At 50.3% G+C, this 22,738-nt stretch carries 21 protein-coding genes and 1 other annotated feature (1 of these 22 only partly in view); of the genes, 18 read left to right on the top strand and 3 right to left on the bottom strand.

Translation table 11 applies throughout. The features are described 5' to 3' along the window. Positions 1–10 (top strand) — a binding site (T-box leader); it begins 274 nt to the left of the window's first position. A gap of 68 nt (positions 11–78) precedes the next feature. From ilvA to AC1DWB_RS15805, 14 genes are all read left to right on the top strand, one after another. Next, entirely contained in the window at positions 79–1,062 is a 984-nt protein-coding gene (ilvA, locus tag AC1DWB_RS15740) for a threonine ammonia-lyase (RefSeq protein ID WP_477542026.1), read from the top strand. Positions 1,063–1,190: 128 nt separating this feature from the next. Next, the gene (locus AC1DWB_RS15745; RefSeq protein WP_477542027.1) at positions 1,191–2,945 is read left to right on the top strand and encodes a serine/threonine protein kinase; all 1,755 of its coding nucleotides are present in this window, start codon (positions 1,191–1,193) and stop codon (positions 2,943–2,945) included. Positions 2,946–3,112: 167 nt separating this feature from the next. Continuing rightward, the gene (locus AC1DWB_RS15750) at positions 3,113–4,255 is read left to right on the top strand and encodes a CpaE/TadZ family protein (protein ID WP_477542028.1); all 1,143 of its coding nucleotides are present in this window, start codon (positions 3,113–3,115) and stop codon (positions 4,253–4,255) included. Then, positions 4,239–5,519 carry a CpaF family protein gene (locus AC1DWB_RS15755; protein ID WP_477542071.1) on the top strand — a complete coding sequence of 427 codons (1,281 nt, stop codon included), beginning with the start codon at positions 4,239–4,241 and terminating at the stop codon, positions 5,517–5,519. Before AC1DWB_RS15750 ends, AC1DWB_RS15755 begins: the two co-directional genes overlap by 17 nt. Then, positions 5,485–6,246, top strand: coding sequence for a type II secretion system F family protein (locus tag AC1DWB_RS15760; protein ID WP_477542029.1), 762 nt, complete (start codon positions 5,485–5,487; stop codon positions 6,244–6,246). The genes AC1DWB_RS15755 and AC1DWB_RS15760 overlap by 35 nt, the downstream gene beginning before the upstream one ends. 20 nt (positions 6,247–6,266) lie before the next feature. Next, the gene (locus AC1DWB_RS15765) at positions 6,267–7,049 is read left to right on the top strand and encodes a type II secretion system F family protein (RefSeq protein WP_477542030.1); all 783 of its coding nucleotides are present in this window, start codon (positions 6,267–6,269) and stop codon (positions 7,047–7,049) included. A 24-nt stretch (positions 7,050–7,073) separates the two neighbouring features. After that, the gene (locus tag AC1DWB_RS15770) at positions 7,074–7,307 is read left to right on the top strand and encodes a Flp1 family type IVb pilin (RefSeq protein ID WP_477542031.1); all 234 of its coding nucleotides are present in this window, start codon (positions 7,074–7,076) and stop codon (positions 7,305–7,307) included. After that, positions 7,262–8,329, top strand: a complete 1,068-nt coding sequence (locus tag AC1DWB_RS15775) for a TadE/TadG family type IV pilus assembly protein (protein WP_477542032.1) — start codon at positions 7,262–7,264, stop codon at positions 8,327–8,329. Before AC1DWB_RS15770 ends, AC1DWB_RS15775 begins: the two co-directional genes overlap by 46 nt. A gap of 12 nt (positions 8,330–8,341) precedes the next feature. Next, positions 8,342–10,621, top strand: coding sequence for a hypothetical protein (locus AC1DWB_RS15780; RefSeq protein WP_477542033.1), 2,280 nt, complete (start codon positions 8,342–8,344; stop codon positions 10,619–10,621). Positions 10,622–10,649: 28 nt separating this feature from the next. Continuing rightward, on the top strand, positions 10,650–11,324 hold the full coding sequence (locus tag AC1DWB_RS15785; RefSeq protein WP_477542034.1) for a TadE/TadG family type IV pilus assembly protein: 675 nt from the start codon (positions 10,650–10,652) through the stop codon (positions 11,322–11,324). A gap of 19 nt (positions 11,325–11,343) precedes the next feature. Continuing rightward, entirely contained in the window at positions 11,344–11,865 is a 522-nt protein-coding gene (locus tag AC1DWB_RS15790; protein ID WP_477542035.1) for a prepilin peptidase, read from the top strand. Positions 11,866–11,886: 21 nt separating this feature from the next. Continuing rightward, the gene (locus tag AC1DWB_RS15795) at positions 11,887–13,536 is read left to right on the top strand and encodes a DUF6382 domain-containing protein (protein ID WP_477542036.1); all 1,650 of its coding nucleotides are present in this window, start codon (positions 11,887–11,889) and stop codon (positions 13,534–13,536) included. 46 nt (positions 13,537–13,582) lie between these two features. After that, positions 13,583–13,870 carry a Dabb family protein gene (locus tag AC1DWB_RS15800; protein WP_477542037.1) on the top strand — a complete coding sequence of 96 codons (288 nt, stop codon included), beginning with the start codon at positions 13,583–13,585 and terminating at the stop codon, positions 13,868–13,870. Positions 13,871–13,923: 53 nt separating this feature from the next. After that, positions 13,924–15,486 (top strand): ABC-F family ATP-binding cassette domain-containing protein, encoded by a 1,563-nt coding sequence (locus AC1DWB_RS15805; protein ID WP_477542038.1) that lies wholly within the window; start codon positions 13,924–13,926, stop codon positions 15,484–15,486. Positions 15,487–15,555: 69 nt separating this feature from the next. Here AC1DWB_RS15805 and AC1DWB_RS15810 read toward each other — a convergent pair whose 3' ends face one another. Next, entirely contained in the window at positions 15,556–15,996 is a 441-nt protein-coding gene (locus AC1DWB_RS15810; RefSeq protein ID WP_477542039.1) for a DUF2269 family protein, read from the bottom strand. A 13-nt stretch (positions 15,997–16,009) separates the two neighbouring features. Continuing rightward, complete coding sequence (locus tag AC1DWB_RS15815) at positions 16,010–16,345, bottom strand: ASCH domain-containing protein (protein WP_477542040.1); 336 nt, start codon at positions 16,343–16,345, stop codon at positions 16,010–16,012. Positions 16,346–16,462: 117 nt separating this feature from the next. Here AC1DWB_RS15815 and AC1DWB_RS15820 point away from each other — a divergent pair, with 117 nt between their 5' ends. Continuing rightward, complete coding sequence (locus tag AC1DWB_RS15820; RefSeq protein ID WP_477542041.1) at positions 16,463–18,448, top strand: ABC-F family ATP-binding cassette domain-containing protein; 1,986 nt, start codon at positions 16,463–16,465, stop codon at positions 18,446–18,448. Positions 18,449–18,504: 56 nt separating this feature from the next. Here AC1DWB_RS15820 and AC1DWB_RS15825 read toward each other — a convergent pair whose 3' ends face one another. Further along, positions 18,505–19,935 (bottom strand): NAD-dependent malic enzyme, encoded by a 1,431-nt coding sequence (locus AC1DWB_RS15825; protein ID WP_477542042.1) that lies wholly within the window; start codon positions 19,933–19,935, stop codon positions 18,505–18,507. A gap of 198 nt (positions 19,936–20,133) precedes the next feature. Between AC1DWB_RS15825 and AC1DWB_RS15830 the strand changes: the two genes are divergently transcribed. From AC1DWB_RS15830 to AC1DWB_RS15840, 3 genes are all read left to right on the top strand, one after another. Continuing rightward, positions 20,134–21,750 (top strand): ABC-F family ATP-binding cassette domain-containing protein, encoded by a 1,617-nt coding sequence (locus tag AC1DWB_RS15830; RefSeq protein WP_477542043.1) that lies wholly within the window; start codon positions 20,134–20,136, stop codon positions 21,748–21,750. A 139-nt stretch (positions 21,751–21,889) separates the two neighbouring features. Continuing rightward, the gene (locus AC1DWB_RS15835; RefSeq protein ID WP_477542044.1) at positions 21,890–22,429 is read left to right on the top strand and encodes a hypothetical protein; all 540 of its coding nucleotides are present in this window, start codon (positions 21,890–21,892) and stop codon (positions 22,427–22,429) included. After that, complete coding sequence (locus AC1DWB_RS15840; protein ID WP_477542045.1) at positions 22,426–22,731, top strand: thioredoxin family protein; 306 nt, start codon at positions 22,426–22,428, stop codon at positions 22,729–22,731. Before AC1DWB_RS15835 ends, AC1DWB_RS15840 begins: the two co-directional genes overlap by 4 nt. The last annotated feature ends 7 nt before the right edge of the window (positions 22,732–22,738 follow it).

A 22,738-nucleotide genomic window follows, 5' to 3' on the forward strand; every position in this document is an offset into this window, starting at 1 on the left:
CGTCCCTTTTTGGGGCAAGGTTTTTTTTGTTTTCCAAGAAAAATAATTCGATGAGGTGGTTCAGTTGGGGATTACTCGGTGCAATATCAGGACATCATGCGGGCTAAATACAAGCTTGGAGATCACATTCACCGCACGCCACTAACGTTGTCCAAGACTTTAAGCGAGATGACGGGCAGCACGGTGTATCTCAAGCTGGAAAATTTGCAGAAGACAGGTGCATTCAAAGTTCGTGGAGCGTGGAACCGGATCGCGCATCTGAGCGAAGCAGAACGTCGTCGCGGGGTTATCACGGCTTCGGCAGGTAACCACGCCCAAGGCGTTGCTATGGCAGCAGCACAGGCAGGGATYGCTTCAACGATTGTGATGCCGATCGGGGCACAAGAAGCGAAGATCGCCGCGACGAGAAGTTACGGATCGAGTGTTGTGCTGCATGGACAAAACTATGATGAAGCCTATGAACATGCTGTGCAACTGGCGGACAAGAGTGGTGCTGTGTTCGTCCACGCCTTCAACGATCCATATATTATTGCCGGTCAAGGGACGATCGGAATTGAGATCATGGATGATTTACCTGGGGTCGATGCGATTATTGTACCTGTTGGTGGCGGTGGTCTAATCAGTGGAATTGGTTTGGCAGTGAAGTCCGTTCGTCCTGAAATCTCGATTATCGGGGTGCAACCTGAAAAGGCCGACTCGGGATTCCGTTCCTGGCAGGCTGGTTCGATGCAAGCAATCGAGCAGCCCAAATCAATCGCTGATGGGTTGTGCGTGAAGAAACCGGGTGCGCTGCCCTTAGGATGGATGAAGCAAGTTGTGGACGACTTCGTAACAGTGAGTGAACAACAGATCCGGGATGCCATGTTCCTGTTGTTGGAACGAAACAAGGTGTTGGTGGAAGGGGCGGGTGCCGCTGCTGTTGCCGCCATGCTGACGGGTAGCTTGAACCTTCGAGGGAAGCGTGTGGCACTAGTAGTGAGTGGCGGTAACGTGGATTTTGCCAAGCTTGCCGACCTGTACTCAACTCGGACGTCGATTCCGGTCGAGATGGGTACATCATAATTGTATTGAGATAAAATGGAAATAGTGGTAATTTGAATAGGACTGCTTTGTGCAGTCCTATTTCTTTTGGCAAACATAAGGGGGAATGATGAATTCAATCATTACCGAACAATAACACCCCGTCCGAGTTGCTTGGCGGGCGATATCGGCTGCTGCGTCCAATCGGACAGGGTGGGATGAGCACCGTATTTTTGGCGGAGGATATGAAGCTGCCGGGCAAGCTGTGGGCGGTGAAACAGTATAATAATCTGGGAACGGAGTATTCGATTGCACAAGGTGAAGTAGCGGTTATGCTCCAGCTGAAGCACCCTTACTTGCCACATATCGTGGATTTCTTCCCGCCGAATCCGTCTAATCCGGATCCGCCCCACCCAGCCAATCCGCAGCTGCCTCAACAGCTTGAACGCTCCGATTATGGATATTTGGTCATGGAATACATCGAAGGACAGACACTATTAGATTGGCTCAGTCAACAGGGAAATCGACTACCGATCCGTCTGACATTGGAGATTGGCATGCAAGTATGCGAGCTGCTTCAGTATTTGCATGAGCAACAACCAGCCCCGATTGTTTACCGGGATCTGAAGCCGGCTAACTTGATGCTGGACAAGCAGGGGAAAATTCGGCTGATCGATTTCGGCATTGCGAGAAGCTATAAGCCCGGCCAATCCTCAGACACCGTCCCGCTAGGGACCATGGCGTTTGCAGCACCAGAACAGTTGAACAGGGAACAGACCGATCCGCGATCCGACCTCTATTCGCTCGGGGCCATGCTGTACTTCTTACTGAGTGGAGGCAGCTACTTTGTGTCTACTCGTAAGCCGCTACACCAGCTGAGAGATGAGCTGGATGAGCAAGTGTCTGAGGTCGTTCATCGGCTGATGGAGCATGATCCAGGTGATCGGTTCCAAACGGCGGGCGATGCGGGGGCGGCGTTGTATCAGGTAAGTTTGCCTGCAACTCTAGATCCGCTACACTCGACGATAAGCAAAGGCATAACGGCTCGCACGGAGCAGCTTCCGTTGACTTTGCCGGATACGTCCAGCAATCGTGTCGGTCAAATGTCCGCAAGCCATGCAACCTACACGGCTAAAGGTCAAAAACTGATCATTGTCGGATCGCTATACGCTGGAGCTGGTGCAACATTCACAACGATCGCATTGGCTCGTACGCTTGCCCGACTTAGTATCCCGGCAGCCGTTATCGAATCGGCGGTCAGGGAACCAGAGCTTGCCGCGCTTCTGAGGCTCCCTGATGTGAGGCCTACGGCAGCTTCCGCGAACTATTATGATGACGATCCTAGCTTGATCGGCCATACCAAGGGCGGAATTCGTTGGCTAGCGCTTCAGCCATCTGCAATGATTTCTGCCTCGACTGACTCAAGGAGTGCGGCTGCGAATGTGGAACGTGTGTGGCAAGCGATGGAGCGTGTGACGGAATCGAACGTCATTCTCGACGTATCTGACGGTTGGTTGGACCAAGGTGTGCTTCAGTTATGCAGGACAACTGCGGAAACCGAGATTGTAGTCGTACTCGATCCATTCCCATCCAGATGGGAAGCGGGATGGACGCATAGGAATTTACAAGTGCTCCGTCGATTGTCGAATGAAGGCCATTCGATTCGTTGGGTGATGAACAAAGACGCACCACATGCTGGGAGAAAAGAACGGATGAACAGAGCACCTGCCAAGCCGCTGTGTGTTCTGCCCTATATCGCGGCTGAGCAACGTCTTCAAGCGCTCGATAAGGGCAAGCTTGTTCAAGACATGCCTGTTGTGCGAGAGTCGATTGCCACAGCACTGATGCCGCTTTTGAAGCAGTTGCAATTGTTGCCAGCTTCGTCCAAGACATCTAGCACGTTTTCATTTTTGTCGTTTTTTTAATAATGGTGTAAAAAAATATGTTGAATTATCGTCATCAGTTGCATATACTAAGGGTAACTTAGTAACATTTGGAAGCGGAAGCACCGCGAACCTCAGACCTCAGTCTGTGCGTTTGCGAGTGCTTTTTTTGTTGTTATTTTGGGGTGAGAGAAGGAGGAATTGTATCGATGACTGAAAAAATGGATTTTGTAATCGCTGATCCAGATAGTGCATATTTGCAATTGTTGGCCGCCTATATTCGACAGTCCAACTGGTCGGAACGTCTAACCGTCAGATGGTTTACGAAACAAGAGAGCTTGCAAGAGGAAGTAAGTAGCTCTGATCAACAAGCCCATTTGTATCTGGTTCATCGTCTTTGGCACCCGGAACAACCGGTGCGAGGTTGGGTTGCTCTGGATGATTCGAATGTTGAACTAACCGTTGCTGTCAATCAATCACTCGTTATATCCCGGTTGTTCAAGTACCAGCCGATTGAGCGATTGCTAGACGCGGCTTCCCACATGGCCGAGCAGTTACGATCCGATCGCACGCAGAGAGCATACCTGGAGCCGTCGAAGGTGACTGTTATCTCCGTTCTCTCGGCAGCGGGGGGCACGGGCACCACTACTGCCGCATATCAATTAGCTCGCTTGCAGGCAATGAAGGGAGGGCGGTGTCTGCTCGTCAATCTGGAACCGATCTGCTCCCTGCTGTCGTCCGATCCCGATTATTCCCGTCAATTCGGACAATATTTGTACTACTGCCGGGGCGATTCACCAAAAGTGTCTGAAGGGCTGAAGAAGCTGATTCGTAGGCATCCTCGCTGTCCAATCGATGTGCTTGGGGGATCTGGGGCATTCCGAGAGATGGAAGAGATTTCGGCAGAAGATATTCGACGTCTACTAGACCATATCCGTTCATTGGGCACATACAGCACCGTGATCATCGATCTCGATTCAGGAGTAAGCGCCTGTGTGAAAGGAGCCATCGGCGCAAGCGATCGATTGGTCTGTATGCTGACGGAGGATGCAGCTTCGATACGCAAGACTGCTGAGTTTCTCAATGCTTGTCCGAAGTGGCTGGACACCGATTCCGAATGGATTCGTTCCAAACTGATTTTAGCCTTTAACCGATGGAAGGGTGATACTGGAATTGATTTTCGTACTCTCGGAGTTCCGGTTGCGGCCAAGTTGCCCTATATCCCACAGTGGAAGCTGATCCCGGCATGGGAACAAGAGCAATGCGATCCATTGTTCGAGCGTCCGTTGCAGCAGCTGGCAGAGGCACTACACCTTGATTCGACAGGATTCGGTCATGCTTCAACAGCTTGATACCCTTGCTGCCGGAATTCGCGAACAGATCCGTGAACGACTGAATTGGAACCGTACGATGTCAGATGCTGAGCTGCTGGAGCATATCGAACAGACCGTATTCCATCACAACGAGTACCAGACTTCCGAGTTAACTGCCCATGAGATACAAGGGATTATACGTCGCATTTATTATTCATTCCGGGGAATGGACGTTCTGCAGCCGCTACTTGATGATCCGACGGTAACCGAAATAATGGTCAACTCGCATGAAGAAATTTTTATCGAGCGTGAGGGAAAGGTCGAGTCGTTCGGGGGCCGATTCGAATCAAGGGAGAAGCTGGAGGATTTGATCCAAGCGATTGTCGCCAAAGTGAATCGGGTTGTGAATGAAGCGAACCCGCTCGTGGATGCAAGGCTCCCAGACGGCTCACGTGTCCATGTCGTGCTTCCGCCTATTGCGTTGAAAGGCCCTACCCTAACGATTCGGAAATTCCCAAGTGAACCGTTGCTCATGAGTGACTTGATCACCCGAGGGGCAATTGATCAGCGAGCTGCTGTATTCCTGCAACGTCTAGTTGCCGCCAAATTCAACGTGTTCATTAGCGGTGGCACCGGGTCAGGTAAAACGACTTTTCTGAATGCGTTGTGTCAATTCGTGCCTCGTGAAGAGCGGATTATCACTATTGAAGATTCAGCTGAGTTGCAAATTCGTTCCGTGCCGAATTGGGTACGATTGGAGACACGCAATGCGAATACGGAAGGAAAAGGCCACATCTCAATACGAGAGCTGATCAGAAGTTCATTACGCATGAGACCGAACCGGATCATTGTGGGGGAAGTTCGCGGTGCGGAGACACTCGACATGCTGCAAGCAATGAATACCGGTCATGATGGTTCACTGAGTACGGGTCATGCTAACTCTGTTGAGGATATGCTGAGTCGATTGGAGACGATGGTGCTAAGTGGTGCCGAGCTTCCCCTCCAAGTGGTGCGCAAGCAAATAGTTTCCGCTATTGAAGTCATGGTTCACTTATCGCGATTCAAGGACGGCAGTCGGAAGGTGACGGAGATTACCGAGATCGCCGCTTGGGAGAATGGAGAAGTTGTATTGAATCCGTTGTTCAAGTTCCAGGATCAGGGAGAATCGGATGAAGGGAAGCAACTCGGAACACTCATCCCGACAGGGTATGCCTTGCAGCGTAACTATAAACTTAATCTTGCAGGTCTTGGGCAGGAGGGAGCGATTGATGGAGAGACAAGAGGAAAATCTGCTGATTTATAGCGAGTATGAGCTTTCTCCAAGCGAGAGGGGGATTTGCTTAACGGTATCGGCAGTGTTTCTGTTCGGCGTAGGTATGTTGTTCTATGACAGCTATGTATTCGCATTGGTGATGAGCTTGTGCGCTGCGTTCACGCCCAAGTTCCGTAGGCAGCAGCTTGTTAAGAAGAGAAGATCAGAGCTGAAGCTGCAGTTCAGACAAGCACTGTATGCCTTGTCCACTGCACTTGGTGCCGGGAGATCCGTGGAGAGCGCCTTCCGCGAGTGCATTCCTGATCTGCGACTGCTGTACCCCGCTCATAGGGCACTGATCATCGTGGAGTTGGAAATCGTGAACCGTCGGGTCGACATCGGAGAGCCACTGGAAGCTGCACTAAGAGATTTCGGAGACCGTAGTGGGATTGGCGACGTGATCCAATTCGCTGAGGTGTTCGCCACTTGTAAGCGGACAGGCGGAGATATGGTCGAGGTGTTAAGGAAAACGTCCCATATGATGGGGGAGAAGCTGGAGATGGAACAGGATATCTCGGTCATGATCGCCCAGAAGCGGTTTGAAGCGAAGGCACTTAGTCTCATCCCGTTCGGGATTATCGCTTTCTTGTCATGGAGCTCACCGGATTATATGGCGCCCTTGTACACAGGAGCGGGTCGAATCGTCATGACGTTGGCATTAGGCATGCTCGGCTTGTGCTATGTGATCTCCCAGAAAATAATGGAAATTCGAATATAACGAAGAGGAGGGCTTGATGAATGCAGGCATGGTTAATGGCACTCGCCCTCATTGTCGTCGAGAGGACGAATCTTCTGGATCGCTTACAACCAGTCAAAGTCCAATTGCATTTGAAAATGTTGGCCCTTCATGGAGACAATCGGGAGTTGTTTCATTCCAAACGGTTCGCGGCACAAGCACTACTTGTCTGGATCATCAGCGTTCTGATCCTGCTCTTCTTGTTTCTGGCTTCCGAAGGAGACTTGGTCATGCTTACAGCCGGATTGTTGTTCTCCTTCTGTATTCCATTCGCCCTATATAAGGAGTTGGATCGACGAATCAAGCGAAAGAAGCAGTCCATCGTGCTGGAGCTGCCGGAGCTGCTTAATCGAATGACGCTGTTGCTGAACGCGGGGGAAACGGTTCAGGGTGCCTTGTTGAAATGTGCGGCGAACCGATTCGGGTCCACGGGTGCAACGGTTGCCGATAAAAGTCCATTGCAGAAAGAAATTGCACTGTTAGTGTCCGGACTTCACAATAGGGAACCGTTTCATCTGCTGATGGAGAGGCTTAGCAAACGGTGTGCTGTGCAGGAAGTAACGGTGTTTACAACAACGGTACTAATGAACTACAAGCGTGGAGGGGATTCATTCGTATTGGCTCTTAAGGGGTTGTCCGGTGAAATGTGGGAACGGCGTAAAGCTCTCACTCGAATGCTCGGTGAAGAAGCGTCTTCCAAGCTTATTTTTCCGATGCTGCTCATTTTTCTTGTGGTCATGACTATCGTTGCAGCACCAGCAGTCACGATGATGAATCAGCCTTAATACTCATATTGGAGGAATGTGGAGATGAGATCAATCTATCGATTATTAGAACGAGTTTGGAAAGAGGAAGATGGATTGGGGACACTGGAGTTACTCTTGATCGTTGCAGTTCTGGTCATTGTGGCCGTAGCATTCAGGAAATGGATACTGAGCTTCATCAAATCGCTATTCGGGCAAGCGAACGAGGAGCTGGGTAACACAGGTTCGAAGGAATGCTTGTCCAATCCGAGTACCTGCGCGACTCCGACAACCCCATGACCCTGCGCAAGAAGTTGCTCAAAGCTTATGTCCGTATTTGGTCGGAGCAAGCGGGGAGCTTCACATTGGAATCGGCGTTGGCATTTCCAATTATACTGCTCGCTGTTATTGCGCTCATTAGCTTCAGCTTCATGCTGTTCAATCGTTCGGACCTATACGCTACCGCAGCGGCCGTAGTAGATCGTGCGGCATTCACTTGGGATAACAGCTCCAAGGACTCGGTGACGGGATCCTATCCACTGGGACAGCATGATGGCCTGTACTGGCGAACGGGGAGTGACAGCTTCTCGGATGCGTTCGGTTTTCTCGTGCGGAACGAGGCATCACGCCTTGTCTTGCCGGCAAATCCGAGTGGAAATGATTCGGGGCTACCTCAATCGAAGTTAAGAAAAGCGGCTGACCCAATATCCGCTTCTATTGTTGGAGATATAAGTTATACGAACAAGCTATACAGTCGTCAGATTGAGGTGAGCTTGGACCGCCCTCCAGCAATACCCACGTTCACGAAGGATTGGTTCACACCTTCAAGTACTGTAACGATTCGTTCGGCGGTTACCGAGCCGGTCGAACTAATTCGTACCGTCGATTTCGCCCGAACGTTTGCAGGCAGGTTGAAGCAACTGCTATCTAATCGGAGCACAACTGTTCCGCTTCCTGCTGCTACAAGTACTCCGCCAACTAGCATAAAGCTTACTTCAGAAAGAGAAGCGGCCGAATACTTGCGAAGCTTGTTGGGAAGTACGGAAGCCGTATACGTAACGACACCTTCCGGGCAGCAGAGAAAGCTGGATTCACTCGATCCGGACGGGTTGTTCCATGAAGCGAAGTTCGGTTATACATCGAAGACGGAAGCGGTCGAAGGGCAGATTGCCAAAGACTTGGAGTTGCTGCAAAGTGCTGGCATGGTGAAAGGTGTCGTGTGGCACTTTTTCCGCGATAGCCGCAATGGCAAGATCGGTCCTTCCAAGCCATTACGTCGAGAACTTGAAAAACGTGGAATATTGGTCGTCATTCATTCATGAGGAGGAATCAGGTTGTTGGGCATACGCAAGCTGTGGAAATCACAAAGAGGCTCGGCGTCCGTATTTCTAATGCTCATTGTGGCTCCTCTATTCGTATTTCATGCGGTGCTGATCGATTTCGTCCGAATTCGAATAGCGGAGCGTGAATCCGAATCTTCCTTGAAGACCGCCCTCCGTTCGACATTATCGGCCTATGACACGGCATTGAGGGAATATGGACTATATGCAATCGGTCTTGACGATGAAGAGGCAGAGCAATTGTTCAAGGATRTTTTGTCCCGCAATCAGAGCSCATCGGACTCTAGAGGGGTGATGACGCTTGTTAAGCCTATTGCGGATGAGAATTCGGTGAAACTGACCGGCCTATATTCGTTGGGGAATCAGACCGTTTTTCGTCAGCAAATGCTTGAAGAGATGAAGTATAGGGCGCCCGCTGAATTCGCGGTTAATGTGATTGATAAGCTGGTAAGTGGGAAGAACATGACCGCTGCACTAACTGGTGCTTCTGCCTTCGAGAAGCGTGCGGAAGAAATTGAGAGCTTAGTGAACAAACGGGAACATGCACTTGACGGAGCATGGGACGCCTTATTGCAGATGGGGGAGAAAGCTGAAGTTTATAAGTCCTATTACGCCGTTCGCTTGTACGAACTGGATCAATTGGCGTCGCAAATCGGGGTGCACGACGTAGCCGACATCGAGCAATCGATTCGGACTCTTAGAAGTCAGACCGAGCAAATTCAACAAGCGATCACCCAGCATTATTCTACACTCCAAGAGCTTGTCAAGCACGCCAAAGAAAATATGCAACTGATCTCCGATATCCAGAGAACGATCGGTGGACTACAAGGCAGCTTGTCTGCCTTATCTGGGCAAATCGAGCAATGGCAATCGTTATTGCGGACGATTGCCGAATATTCGTTACTCTTGGAAGTGACCAAGGGAGAAGTAGCCCGAGACGCAGCCATCATGATAAGTAAGCAGCAGGTGATTATGAACAAGCTGGATGAAGCACAGCARTATGATGCGGACATTCGTAATCTCGCGACTAGTTCCGATGCTTCGCCGTTCATGTCGACGGAGATCGTAGAGCAAACGATAAAACCAGCATCCTATTATGCCTCATACAAAGTGGAAGCGAGTAGTGTAGCTGCCTTATTCAATGGGTTCGACGCAGCGGTTCGAGCGACTACACCGTTCCTGGGAGACAACCGATGGACGCCGGACCGTTACAGCACATTAACTTCCTCGAATGAAGCTTATGCTTCACGAGCTAGGACCGTTGTGGACAACCGGCAAGTTGAAGAGGTCAAGCGTCAACAAGCGTCCGAATCCACGCGCAAGGAGCGGAACAAGCAGCTCAATCGAATGAACGAAGTCATCGATCAGGTGAAGAGGCTCGTTGCGGAATGTGGTGGCATTAGCGGGGGAAGTGAGATTTATGACCGACTGGAGAAAAACAACCCTAGTTCAGGTTCGACTGCGTTGTCAGCCAAATATATGGAGTACAATCGGATTGCCGAATCTACCTCCACACCAGCCGCATCTGTTGCAACTAATGGCGAACAGGCAAGACGCGGCGCGTTTCGTCTGATCGATTCCATCGTACCTATTCTTACATCGGCGGCCCAATCGTTTCGAAATGAGTTTTATGTGAATGAATTCGCACTGGAGAAGTTCAATTATCGGACGTACGGGAAAGAAATGGCGGCTGACGGACAAGCTGTTCGCGCAACAGCGGTTACGAATCCGGGACAGCATTCGCTGAGAAATCAAGAGGCTGAGTACATCTTGTATGGTCAAGCCTCCTGCATGTTGAACCAATCTGCAGCTTATGCGGAGATGTTCGCCCTGCGTCTGGCCATTCGAATGACGGAAGCGCTTATGAGTACAGAAGCCAAGCTTGTTGGGTCATTAGGTACCCCGCTGATGATGATCCTCTGGGCGGCAGCAGAAGGCGCGATTGTTGCTTACAAAGATATGACGGAGCTGGTGAACGGGAAGGCTGTACCGGTATCAGAGAAGCTGGCTGGTGGTGCTGTTACGATGAACTATAAAGATTATTTGCGACTCTTTTACTTGCTACATAGCAACAACAAGACAACGATGGCTCGAATGCAGGCGTTAATCGAGGTCGATACCGGTCAGGATCTTACCCGGAAAAACACCTATTTGCGTGGAGTAGCGACAACTAGTGAACGATTGTGGTTTTTTCCCTACTTCGAGTCCTTATTCGCCTATGACATCAAGCGAAATCGTGTCTATTTGCAGCAGACAGCATTGTTATCCTATTAACGCTTCCAATGGCTAGGAGGTCTGATCTATGGGCAACTGGTTTACCCGGATGTGTAAGCGAGAACAAGGTGGTATCGCGTTGGAGGCGGCACTTGTAATGCCGTTCTTCCTCGCATTCGTGCTAGCGATGGCCTCCATTATCAAACTTACGGTGACAGACCTGGCGCTGCAGCGAGCACTGACGGAAACGACGAAGCCGATTGCCGCTTATGCCTATCCGGCCCAATTGCTGGCTGTCGAAGCCAAGATGGTGTACGAGAGCAGTAGTGTAGGGAGTACGATCAACGAATTGATCGGACGAGTCACCTCGGCCAGAGATAAGCTGCTGCAGGGTGAACAGTTGACCGAACGTTATGAAGCATTTATCCCAGACTTTATGTTGAGTTTGGTCAGTTGGGAGCAACAGAAGCGTGAACAGCTGGAGTCGAATTCACAAGAACAAGTGGATGCTTTCGTCAACAATCAGCTTAACCCGATTATCCGTCAAGTTTTCAAGTCCCTTGTGCTTCAGGCTGCTGACACGCATGCACTCTCTGCACAGCGGCTGCGAGTTGTCGAAGTCAAGCTGCCCAAGCTGGATCATCCAGGGGAGGCTTTCATCGGCATAACGGCTGAGTACGATGTACGGTTACCGATCCCTTTCTACACCCGAATAATTACACTCCGCAAACAGTGCTACGAACGGCTGTGGATCGGCGCATGATGAGGAGGATTGAAGGACTTTGGCGGCTATTATCGCATTGCTAATCTTACTTGGTGTTGCCTTCGTACAAGATGCCATGCAATCCAAGATTGCCAACGCGCTTACATTAACTGGGATGCTGGCAGGACTAGTGCTCTCGGTAGCGACAGGTGATGGTAGTTGGGGAGCTCGCTTGTTTCATTCTGTAACCGGTCTGTTGAGCGGCCTAACCGTTATGCTTGTCTTGTATGCGATAGGAGCGGTTGGAGCGGGTGATGTCAAATTGTTCGGCGCTATTGGAGCGATAGCTGGGGTGCAATTCGTGTTATATGGCATGATGAATGCCGTATTGTGCGCAGGTATCGTAGGGATTGTCGTGCTGGTGTGGAAACGGGAATTTCGTTATAGAATCCGGAGGGTTGCCGCTGTACTATTCGGCATTTGGATATGGCGAGACCTGAGGCCTATTGAGACGCTGAAGTCGGCAGAACCGCTCAAGTTTCCTTTTATGTACGCTGTGCTCCCGGCTATGGCACTAACCTGGTGGACAATCGGGATATAAGTTTTTGGTAAAGGAGCCTATATGGACGAGCAAGCAGAAGGACTACGTTTTGATTATAAAGCGGATAACGGCAATTTTCTGTTGGTAGACCGAAATCCGCCATTGAGCAGAGCAGATATGAATCCGATTGAAGTGCAGATGTTGCATCATAATAAATTTCCTAGATTGCTGCCCATTCAATTCGAAGAAGTGGATCGGAACGTACGTCTTCTATATGACATTGGTGGCAAGAAGATGCTAAGTCACAGGCTGAGAAGAGAGCAGCTGACGCAGGAACAATACTTGCGCATCATGCTTCATACGGTTATTGCGATCGCCGATTGCCGAGGATACATGCTGGATGAGCAGGGCTTGCTTCTACAATTTGACCATATCTTCACCGGAACTGATATCGAGGACTTATATTTTACGTACATCCCGATTCTGAACTTTGCAGGGAAGCAACCCATTCAAGAGTCGTTCAGAGCTTTCTCTGCACAATGTCTGGGTTCGGTCAAATCGATGGAAGGACAAGCGATACCACGCGTTCTCTCCATTGTGCGGGATGAGGGGGTTCATCATCCAGGACTTAAGGAACTGTTGCTGACGTTGCTCTTGGAATGTACTCCAGCTTCCTCTCTCGCTTATAGTGAACAACGTCCTGCATGGATTCAAGCAACGCAGACTCGATCTGAACAGTCAGAGCATACTCAGGAACGTTCTGCAGGATCGTCACCAACATTTTCTGCTTCAATGCCCATTTCACCTGTAACAATCCCGTCAGCTCCATTAGTCAAGCCGGAGATGACCCCACAAGGCTTCGTACTGCAACACGAACCAGCTAGCGGCCCAGTCTCATGGTTGAAACGCATCCGCGAGCTAAAAGACGAGGTAGGTCCTTCTATGGAAACGGGTGAGCTCCCCCTTCATGCTCGGTTAGAGAAGAAAACGAACGTTCCGATCAAAGCCAAATTAGGTGGTAAATCTGGAAAGAAGCTCTTGTATGTTATTGTCGCGGCTCTGGCATTAATCGGGTTGATCTGGAGTTTTTATTCCGAAGCTTCCTCAACGTTTGATCTCGTTCTGATGGCAGGATTAAGCGGATTAGTGTTGCTAACAATTGTCCTATTACTCAGAATCCGTCCCTCGTGGTTGGTTGGTAGGTTGGATGATCAGAGCAAGGATCGAGCTGAACATAGGGATAAGAATGAGGATGACTATTCCGAGGAAAGCATGATGTGGAACAACAGCAGCATCCAATTGTCTCATAATCAAGTTGCCGCTGCTCGTTCAATCACTCCAATAAGCCAAGATTTAGCTCCGATTCCGTACAATCCTTCTACGGTATTGCTGGATATGGATGTGTTGCGTAACGTGAATGATATTCAGACGAACCATTACTCGCTAAGCATCCGGAAGGAGTCGGGAACGGATAAGGTTCTGCTAACCGGAGATAACTTCATTATCGGGCGGGAAGAGGGTGGTGTGAATTATTCACTTGAAGGCGCAGGTGTATCGAAACATCATCTGGAGTTGATCTTCCGAGACGGAACATATTGTGCTCAAGATCTCGGATCGACGAACGGAACTTTGCTGAATGGAGAACGCATGGCCCCCTACAAACCTTATCCGTTAAGTGATGGAGACCGACTAGGCATCATCCGCACGCAATTTGTTTTTAAGAAGGAATAGATATGGTACAATAAATCTATTCTTGTCGAAAAAGGGGATATTGACGGTGCTTACTCACATTGTGTTATTTAAAATGAAAGATAAAAGCCAAGAAGCTGCGGACAAAATGATCAGCATGCTTCGTGCGCTGGAAGGTCAAATTCCGCAATTGCTTGCGATTGAAGTAGGTCAGGATGTGCTTCGCACAGAGCGTTCCTACGATATCGGACTCGTCACGAAGTTCGATTCGGTCGAAGCTATGAAGGAATACCAAGTGCACCCTGCTCATCAAGAGGTATTGGCCTATATTAACACCGTACGCGAATCAGCGGTTGCTGTTGACTTCGAGAGCTGATTGTACGGAGAAGATCAACTAAGAAATGACGAAAGTTGGAGAATGAGAATATAATGAGCCTTTTGACTGTTGAAGAATTAAGCCACGGTTTCGGAGAGCGCGTTCTATTTCAGAACGTTTCTTTTCGTTTACTCGCTGGTGAACATGTAGGCCTTGTTGGCGCTAACGGCGTTGGCAAATCGACGATGATGAACATTTTGACTGGCAAAGTATTGAAGGATTCCGGCAAGGTGGAGTGGACGCCGCGAGTCGAGTATGGGTACTTGGATCAGCATACAACACTAACACCGGGCAAGACGATTCGGGAAGTATTGAAAGACGCTTTCCTGCCCTTGCTGGAGCAAGAACGTGAACTGAATGCGATTACGGATAAGATGTCCGATGCAACACCAGAGGAACTTGAACTTCTATTGGAGCAGATGGGGGATATTCAGGACCGATTGGAGACAAGCGGGTTCTATCTGCTCGATGTGAAGGTGGAGGAGATGGCCAACGGTCTTGGGATCGATGCGATCGGACTGGAACGTGACGTGGCCAGCTTGAGTGGCGGTCAGCGTACGAAGGTGCTCCTTGCCAAGCTGCTGCTGGAAAAACCGATGGTGTTGCTCTTGGATGAGCCGACCAACTACTTGGATGTGGAGCATATCCAATGGTTGACGAACTACTTGAAAAACTATCCGTATGCCTTCCTGTTAATCTCACATGACACGGACTTTATGAATCAAGTCGTCTCGATTATCTATCATCTGGAGTTTTCCAAGCTGACCCGTTATACGGCCAACTATGAGAAGTTCCTGTCGATGGCCGAGATGAACAAGAATCAGCATATTAGTGCCTATGAGAAGCAGCAGGAATTCATTAAGAAGCAGGAAGATTTCATCCAACGTAACAAGGCCCGAGCTTCTACTTCAGGCCGCGCCAAGAGCCGGGAGAAGCAGTTGGATCGCATCGATAGAATCGACCGTCCAGAAACGGCGATGAAGCCAACATTCGTGTTCAAGGATGCGCGAACAAGCGGGAAGATGGTGTTCTTGGCCGAGGATATGGAGATCGGCTATACGTTTCCGCTATTGCCCAAGATGAATGTGATGATCGAACGTGGAGAGAAGATCGCGATTGTCGGTTGTAACGGAGTCGGGAAATCAACACTGCTCAAGACGATTCTGGGTAAGATTGAACCGTATAGTGGGAAGACCGAACATGGGGATTTCCTGTTCCCCGCGTACTTCGAACAGGAGACAAAAGCGGGTAACGTGACTCCCATTGAGGATGTCTGGAACTCCTTTCCACATATGAATCAGAACGAAGTGCGTGGAGCTTTAGCCCGTTGTGGCTTGACGAATGAGCATATTACAAGATCGCTTAACATGCTGAGCGGAGGAGAACAGGCGAAGGTACGCCTCTGCAAGCTGTTAATGAATGAGAGCAATTGGATCCTATTCGACGAGCCGACGAATCACCTTGACGTCGTGGCTAAGGAAGAGTTGAAACGAGCGCTCAAGGCATTCAAGGGTACCGTACTGCTCGTGAGCCATGAGCCAGAATTCTACGAGGATTGGGTGACCAAGACGTGGAACGTGGAAGAGTGGTCGAATCAGAAGGTAAACGCCAATTAATACGAATAGTAAGAAAGGCTATTGAGACGTAGGCGCTCAATAGCCTTTCTTCTGTTCGAGATAGCTTGTCTACCAGAGAGTAGGCTTGTCGACCATCAACCATAACAAGATGAGTAACAGACCGATGTATATCCATACGGCTCTGTACAGTTTGCGAATGAGTATCGTCCGGTCGGCTTCGTGTTCAGGTTTAGCGAGCTTGCGCAGTGTGGGCGAGAATGCACGAGCCATGAAGATCAGGGAAGCTAGAAGGACAAGCAGTGTAGCTATCATCCAGGAATCTTCCCAGCGATACCCAGTTTCCCATACGAGCAGTGCACCTGTCGCAACAAGTACATGCCCTGCATGCTTGGACAGACGAACCGCGAAGCGGAATGTGGTGATGAGTTGGCTAAGCTGTGGGAATTCAGCCGCACGCATCGCACTCATGACGGGAAACATGACAAAAAAAGGTCCAAGGGATACAATAACACTTAGGATGTGTATGTATAGCAAAATGTCGCGTAGCATAGATGGCTGCCGACTAGGAAGAGATCGGTCTGAACTCGTGCACCCACACTTTGACTTGAGGTACCCATGGCATCCCTTTGTGCATGGAAAGGATGTAGGTTTTATAAGCCTCCATACTCTCGAAGCCTTCTGACTGCGCATCTTCATCCGTCATTTCGCCGAGCGATTGTTGATACACCCGGGTAACTTCGAATGATTGGCCTCCGAGAATCATCGTTTCACCGGGATCTGCATAACGTCCATTTCGACGTGTGGCCTTCTTACGGCCTTCGAGTACGTTTGCAACATCACTGGGAACGGTAACGAGCCTATCAATGGAACAAGTTTTGGGATCCAGAATTTCTGTCATAGGAATACCTATCCTTTCATCGGTCAGATTCAAACAAATTTGTAGTACCATTCTTCATTGTACAGGATGGGCAGTCCAATACCAAATTATATTAAATACACAGTAGGAGTAGATCCGATGTCGATCATTCGTGTGGAACAACTTAGTAAAAGTTACGGAGAGAAAATATTGTTCGACCGCATCTCCTTCACCATATCCGAGAAACAAAGAATCGGCTTGATTGGTGTTAACGGCACAGGGAAGTCATCCTTGCTGAGTATATTGGCGGGGCTGGATTCGCCTGATTCGGGTGAAGTGATTACCGCAAAGCAGATGAGGGTGGAATATTTGCCGCAGAACCCCTCATTCGAGTCAGGTGGAACCGTGCTTGAACAAGTATTTTATGGCGATACGCCGTTAATGCGAGCGCTGCGCGAATACGAAGGCGCCTTGACCGACCTGGAGCGAGACCCGGCTAGCGAGAACCTGCAGAAACGGCTGTTCCATGCTCAGCAGGCAATGGATGCGAACGATGCCTGGGGGGCGGAGACCGAAGCGAAGACTGTACTGTCCCGTCTAGGGATTCATGATGTAACCCAACAAGTCGGCAAGCTGTCCGGAGGCCAGCGGAAGCGAGTCGCGATGGCGCGTGCGCTTATCCGGCCGGCCGAACTGCTCATCATGGACGAGCCGACGAACCACTTGGACAACGAGACGATCGAATGGCTGGAAGGGGTGCTGCTGCGCTTCCCGGGCGCACTACTGTTAGTCACGCATGATCGATACTTTCTCGATCGGGTGACGAACCGCATCTTCGAGTTGGACCGCGGGAAGCAGTACGGCTACGAGGGTAATTATGCCATCTTCCTGGAGAAAAAGGCAGAGCGGGAGGAGCAGGAAGCGGCTTCGGAGAACAAGCGGCAGAACTTGCTGCGACGTGAGCTGGCATGGCTGCGACGTGGTGCCAAAGCGCGCTCGACGAAGCAGAAGGCGCGGATTGATCGAGCTGAGGCGCTGCGCGATCAGGAGCAGGACGGACCGCGCGAGCAGCTTGATATGGCGTTGAGTGCCAGTCGTCTAGGCAAGAAGGTATATGAGCTGGACGCCGTCACGATTGCAGTGGATGGACGAACATTGTTCAGCAATTTCAGCTATTTGTTCCAGCCGGGTGCACGTATCGGCGTAATTGGGCCCAACGGTAGCGGCAAGTCTACGCTGCTCAATCTGTTGGCAGGTCGACTGCAGCCGGAATCGGGTACGATAGAGACCGGGCAGACAGTTAAACCGGGCTATTACACTCAAGAAAGTACCGATATGAACTTGAAGCTGCGCGTGATCGACTATGTGAAGGAAGGGGCGGAAGTGATCCGCACGTCCGACGGAGAGTCGATCTCTGCTTCGCAAATGCTGGAGCGCTTTCTATTCCCACCAGGCCAGCAATGGACGACGATCGATCGATTGTCGGGCGGCGAACGTCGACGCCTTTACTTGCTGCGTATATTGATGAGTGAACCGAACGTGCTGCTACTGGATGAGCCAACAAACGATCTGGACATTCAGACATTAACTATCCTAGAAGAGTATCTGGAGCAGTTTCCAGGAACCGTTATTTCAGTTTCCCATGATCGGTATTTCCTCGATCGGACTGCAGATGTGCTGCTTTGCTTCGAGGGGGACGGCGTTATTCGTCCGTTCTTCGGTAACTATTCGGAGTACCTGGAGGAGAAGCAGGCCATACAGCTTGCGGAACGCCAGCAATCTGAAGGTGCTGTACGACGCGTCGATAAGTCATCTGCCAATTCGGCGGGAACTCCAGCGGGAAGAGGTGCGGGGGCGGGTTCGGCCGTTGGAGACGGTGAAGCTAGTTCTGCCACGCCGCAATTACTTCGCAAACTGAGCTTCAAGGACCAGAAGGAGTGGGACGGTATTGAGCAGCGCATCGCTGGTCTGGAGGAGAAGCTCGATTCGGTGAAGCGGCAAATCGGGGAAGCTGGAAGCGACTACGATGCGGTACGCCATCTGTTCGAAGAAGAGCAGAAGCTGAGTGAGGAGCTGGAACAGACGATGGAGCGATGGAGCGTGCTGGCCGAGATGGTCGAGCAGATCGAGCGCAATCGGGGGTAAAATTGAAAAAATCCCGATTCCTACCTGGCTTACAGGGGAATCGGGATTTTGCATTTTTACCGGTACTCGCGTGGAATACGTCGTGCTACTCCAGTTTGGATCGCAGCTTCCACAACTCGAGCGCGGATTAACTTCGAGATTTGGTCATTAAACACACTTGGGATGATGTAGAGCTTATTGCGCTCATCATCGGAGATGACCGAGGCTATCGCTTCAGCGGCCGCCAGCTTCATCTCCTCATTGATGATCGTCGCCCGGCAGTCGAGCGCGCCACGGAACATGCCTGGGAAGCACAGTACATTGTTGATCTGGTTCGGATAATCCGAGCGACCGGTCGCCACAACGCCAACGATGTCCTCGATCTCCTCCGGGCTGATCTCCGGCGTTGGATTCGCCATCGCGAACACGACGGGCTGCGGCGCCATCGAAGCGACGTGTTCGCGCTTCAGCAGCCCTCCGGCCGACAGGCCGATGAATACATCGGCGCCGGCCAGCACCTCATACAGCGAACCACTCACACGGTTCGGATTCGTATGCTCGGCGTACCAGGTCCACATCGGATTCGTATACTCACGGCCGGCGACTAGCGCGCCTTCGCGATCGACTCCGATGAGCTCCTTAACGCCGGCAGCGAGCAATATCTTGCTGCAGGCAATTCCTGCAGCCCCAATACCGCAAACGACGACCTTGGCTTCGTGGATCGACTTATTGACCACCTTCAATGCACTGATCAGCCCGGCGTATAACACAACCGCCGTGCCGTGCTGATCGTCATGGAAGACGGGAATGTCGAGCTCTGCCTTCAATCGCTCCTCGATTTCGAAGCAGCGCGGGGAGCTAATATCCTCGAGATTAATGCCGCCGAATGCCGGGGCGATGGCCTTGATTGTGCGAATGATCTCCTCCGTGTCCTGCGTATCGAGACAGATGGGGAAGGCATCGACGTCCGCCATCTGCTTGAACAGCATCGCCTTCCCTTCCATGACTGGCATAGCCGCATAGGGGCCGATGTTTCCTAGACCGAGTACGGCGCTTCCATCTGAGACGACGGCTACCGTATTCCGTTTGATGGTCAAAGTAAACGCTTTGCGCTGTTCTTCATGGATCGCCATACAGACACGGGCCACATCAGGTGTATATACACGGGATAAGTCATCCCGGTTCTGGATCGGTACTTTCAGTTTCGTTTCGATTTTGCCACCGAGGTGCATCAGGAATGTCCGATCGGACATGTTGACCAGCTTGACACCGTCAATCTTCTTGATTCGATCCACGATCGCTTGAATTTGTACAGCATCATTGACGGTGACGGTTAAGTCCCGTTCCGTTGAATTATGCTTCGTCTGAATGACGTCAATCGCGACCAGATCGCCGCCTTGTTCGATAATGACTGTCACGATGTCGCTGAACTTCACTTTGTCGGTATGTATTTCGAGACGCAAAATAATACTCTTCCCAGTGGTCAGCGTTTTACTTTCCTTTTCCATGACGACCCTCCTCGTTCCATCGCGTGATTGTTACCCCCACAGTTTAAACCAACCTTGTCTTCTTGAGAAGCGCATCGCTTTAAACCAATTGTTCGACTCGGAATTATTGACAGAGCAGCGGCTAGGAACCGGAAGCATTTTATGATAACATGTAATAATGTGTGTAATTCTTTTTTATGAACGGAAAGGCGGGTAACGATGATTCATACAAGTAACGTGACGCTTCGCTATGGCAAACGTGCATTATTCGAAGACGTCAATATTAAATTCACCCCAGGCAACTGCTACGGACTAATTGGTGCGAACGGTGCGGGGAAATCCACATTTCTGAAAATATTGTCTGGTGAAATTGAGCCTAACAGCGGTGAAGTGCACATTACACCGGGCGAGCGTATGGCCGTGCTTAGCCAGAATCACTATGAGTTTGATGAGATTGATGTACTGAAGACCGTCATCATGGGCCATAAGAAACTATTTTCTATTATGGAAGAGAAGGATGCTTTATATGCAAAAGCCGACTTTTCCGAAGATGATGGGATGCGTGCAGCTGAACTTGAAGGTGATTTTCAAGATCTGGACGGTTGGCAGGCGGAGTCGGATGCGGCAGAATTGCTTATCGGGCTAGGGATCGGTACGGACTTGCATGACAAGAAGATGAGGGAACTCGGCGGCAACGAGAAAGTTCGCGTGCTCTTGGCGCAAGCCTTGTTCGGCAATCCGCAGATACTGCTGCTCGATGAGCCTACCAACCACTTGGACTTGGAATCGATTAACTGGCTGGAGAACTTCCTGGCCAAATTCGAAGGCACCGTTGTTGTCGTATCCCATGACCGTCACTTCTTGAACCAAGTGTGTACGGCGATTGCGGACATCGATTTCGGTAAAATTCAGATGTACGTCGGTAACTACGATTTCTGGTACGAGTCCAGCCAATTAGCGGTGAAGCTCTCTCGTGATGCCAACAAGAAAACAGAAGAGAAGCGTAAAGAGCTGGAAGCATTTATCGCCCGATTCAGTGCGAATGCGTCCAAGTCGAAGCAAGCTACTTCACGTAAAAAGCAGTTGGAGAAGCTTACGCTTGAAGATATTCGCCCTTCCAACCGCAAATATCCGTTCATTAACTTCAAACCGGATCGTGAAGCGGGTAAAAATATTTTGTCCGTCGACAGGATAAGCAAGTCTGTAGAAGGCGAACTATTGTTGAACAACATTAGCCTCGTAGTCAACAAAGGTGACAAAATCGCCCTCGTTGGACCGAACGGCGCAGCCAAGACGATGTTGTTCCAGATCATTACTGGTGAGCAGACGGCAGATGCCGGTTCGTATGAATGGGGCGTCACGACCACACACGCGTACTTCCCCAAAGACAACTCCGCGTATTTCGAAGGAGTGGAATCGAACCTTGTGGACTGGTTGCGCCAGTATTCCAAGGATCAAGACGAAACGTTCATCCGCGGGTTTCTGGGGCGTATGCTGTTCTCAGGCGAAGAATCGCAGAAGAAAGCATCTGTCTTGTCCGGGGGAGAGAAAGTCCGCTGCATGCTGTCCAAGATGATGCTGACGGGCGCAAATGTTCTGCTGTTGGACGAACCGACGAACCATCTCGATCTGGAGTCGATTACTGCGCTCAATAACGGGCTGATCGATACCGACGAGACGATGATGTTCGTTTCCCATGACCATCAGTTTATTCAGACGATTGCCAACAGGATTATCGAGATCACGCCTAACGGGTTGATTGATCGGATGACCACCTACGATGAATACTTGGCCAGCACAGAAATCAAAAATCTTCGTGAGTCGATGTACGCGTAAAGCTTGYTGAAACTTAATCCCATTCGCAGGAGAGCAGTTGTTGCTCTCCTGCTTGTTTTCATCCAAAAGCTTTTTCTTTTACCGATTCCTTTGGTATAATCTAGGCAGATTAATCCATTGATCGGGAGGGCGGACGCCAATGTTTGATCCCACGATATTCGAGAACTTGAAGGTCGTCATGGAGGGAGCGGTCTATGACTTAGATCTGGAAGGCGTTGTTCTGGTAGTCGGCCGCCAAGACCTCGTAGATTTGGCAGATATGTCAAGAGCATTTGTCATTCAGTTCCGATTGAAGGAAGGCCGTGTTACCGGAGAACTTCGCCTGACGGCAGGGCTCTCGGATCTCGCTGGGGAGAAGCTGGAATGGAAGCATGCCACACCTGGTTGTTCACTGGAGTTGAGATTCGTGCTTGGCATGAAGGAGTCCGGGAGCGCATGCTATAACATTCAGCGAGAGTTGGAAGCGTTATGGGATGGACGTCCGGATATTAGTCAGACGATTTCTTATCCGTATCAAATGGAAGGAGTCGATGAGCGATTGTTTACGAATGAAATCCGTTGCTCCTTCAATCGTAAAATCGACGAAGGTCATTGGAGTGATTTCCCCGAGTTGCTCGATATTATGGTTGATTGTCTGGAAATTCTCGAACCTCATCATGCTGCTGGAGAAACGGGATGACAGAACTAACAGAACGTCAGCTACTGAACTTGGAATTACCGGGTACGCTATATTTGTTCATTTATACGCCGTTGTGTGGGACATGTGCAGCGGCTCGGCGAATGCTGGACATCCTGGAGCAAATGCGACCGGGGCTCCCCTTATTCACGGCAAATATTAATTTCTTGTCCAAACTGACTCAGCAGTGGGAGATTACAAGCGTACCTTGTCTGCTGCGAATCCAACGAGGAAAGCCCGTAGACCGGTTATATGCGATGAAATCGATTGATCATGTGTTCCGGTTCATCGTGCCGACAGAGTAACTTATAG

The organism is Paenibacillus sp. P4_E11, assembly GCF_056401635.1.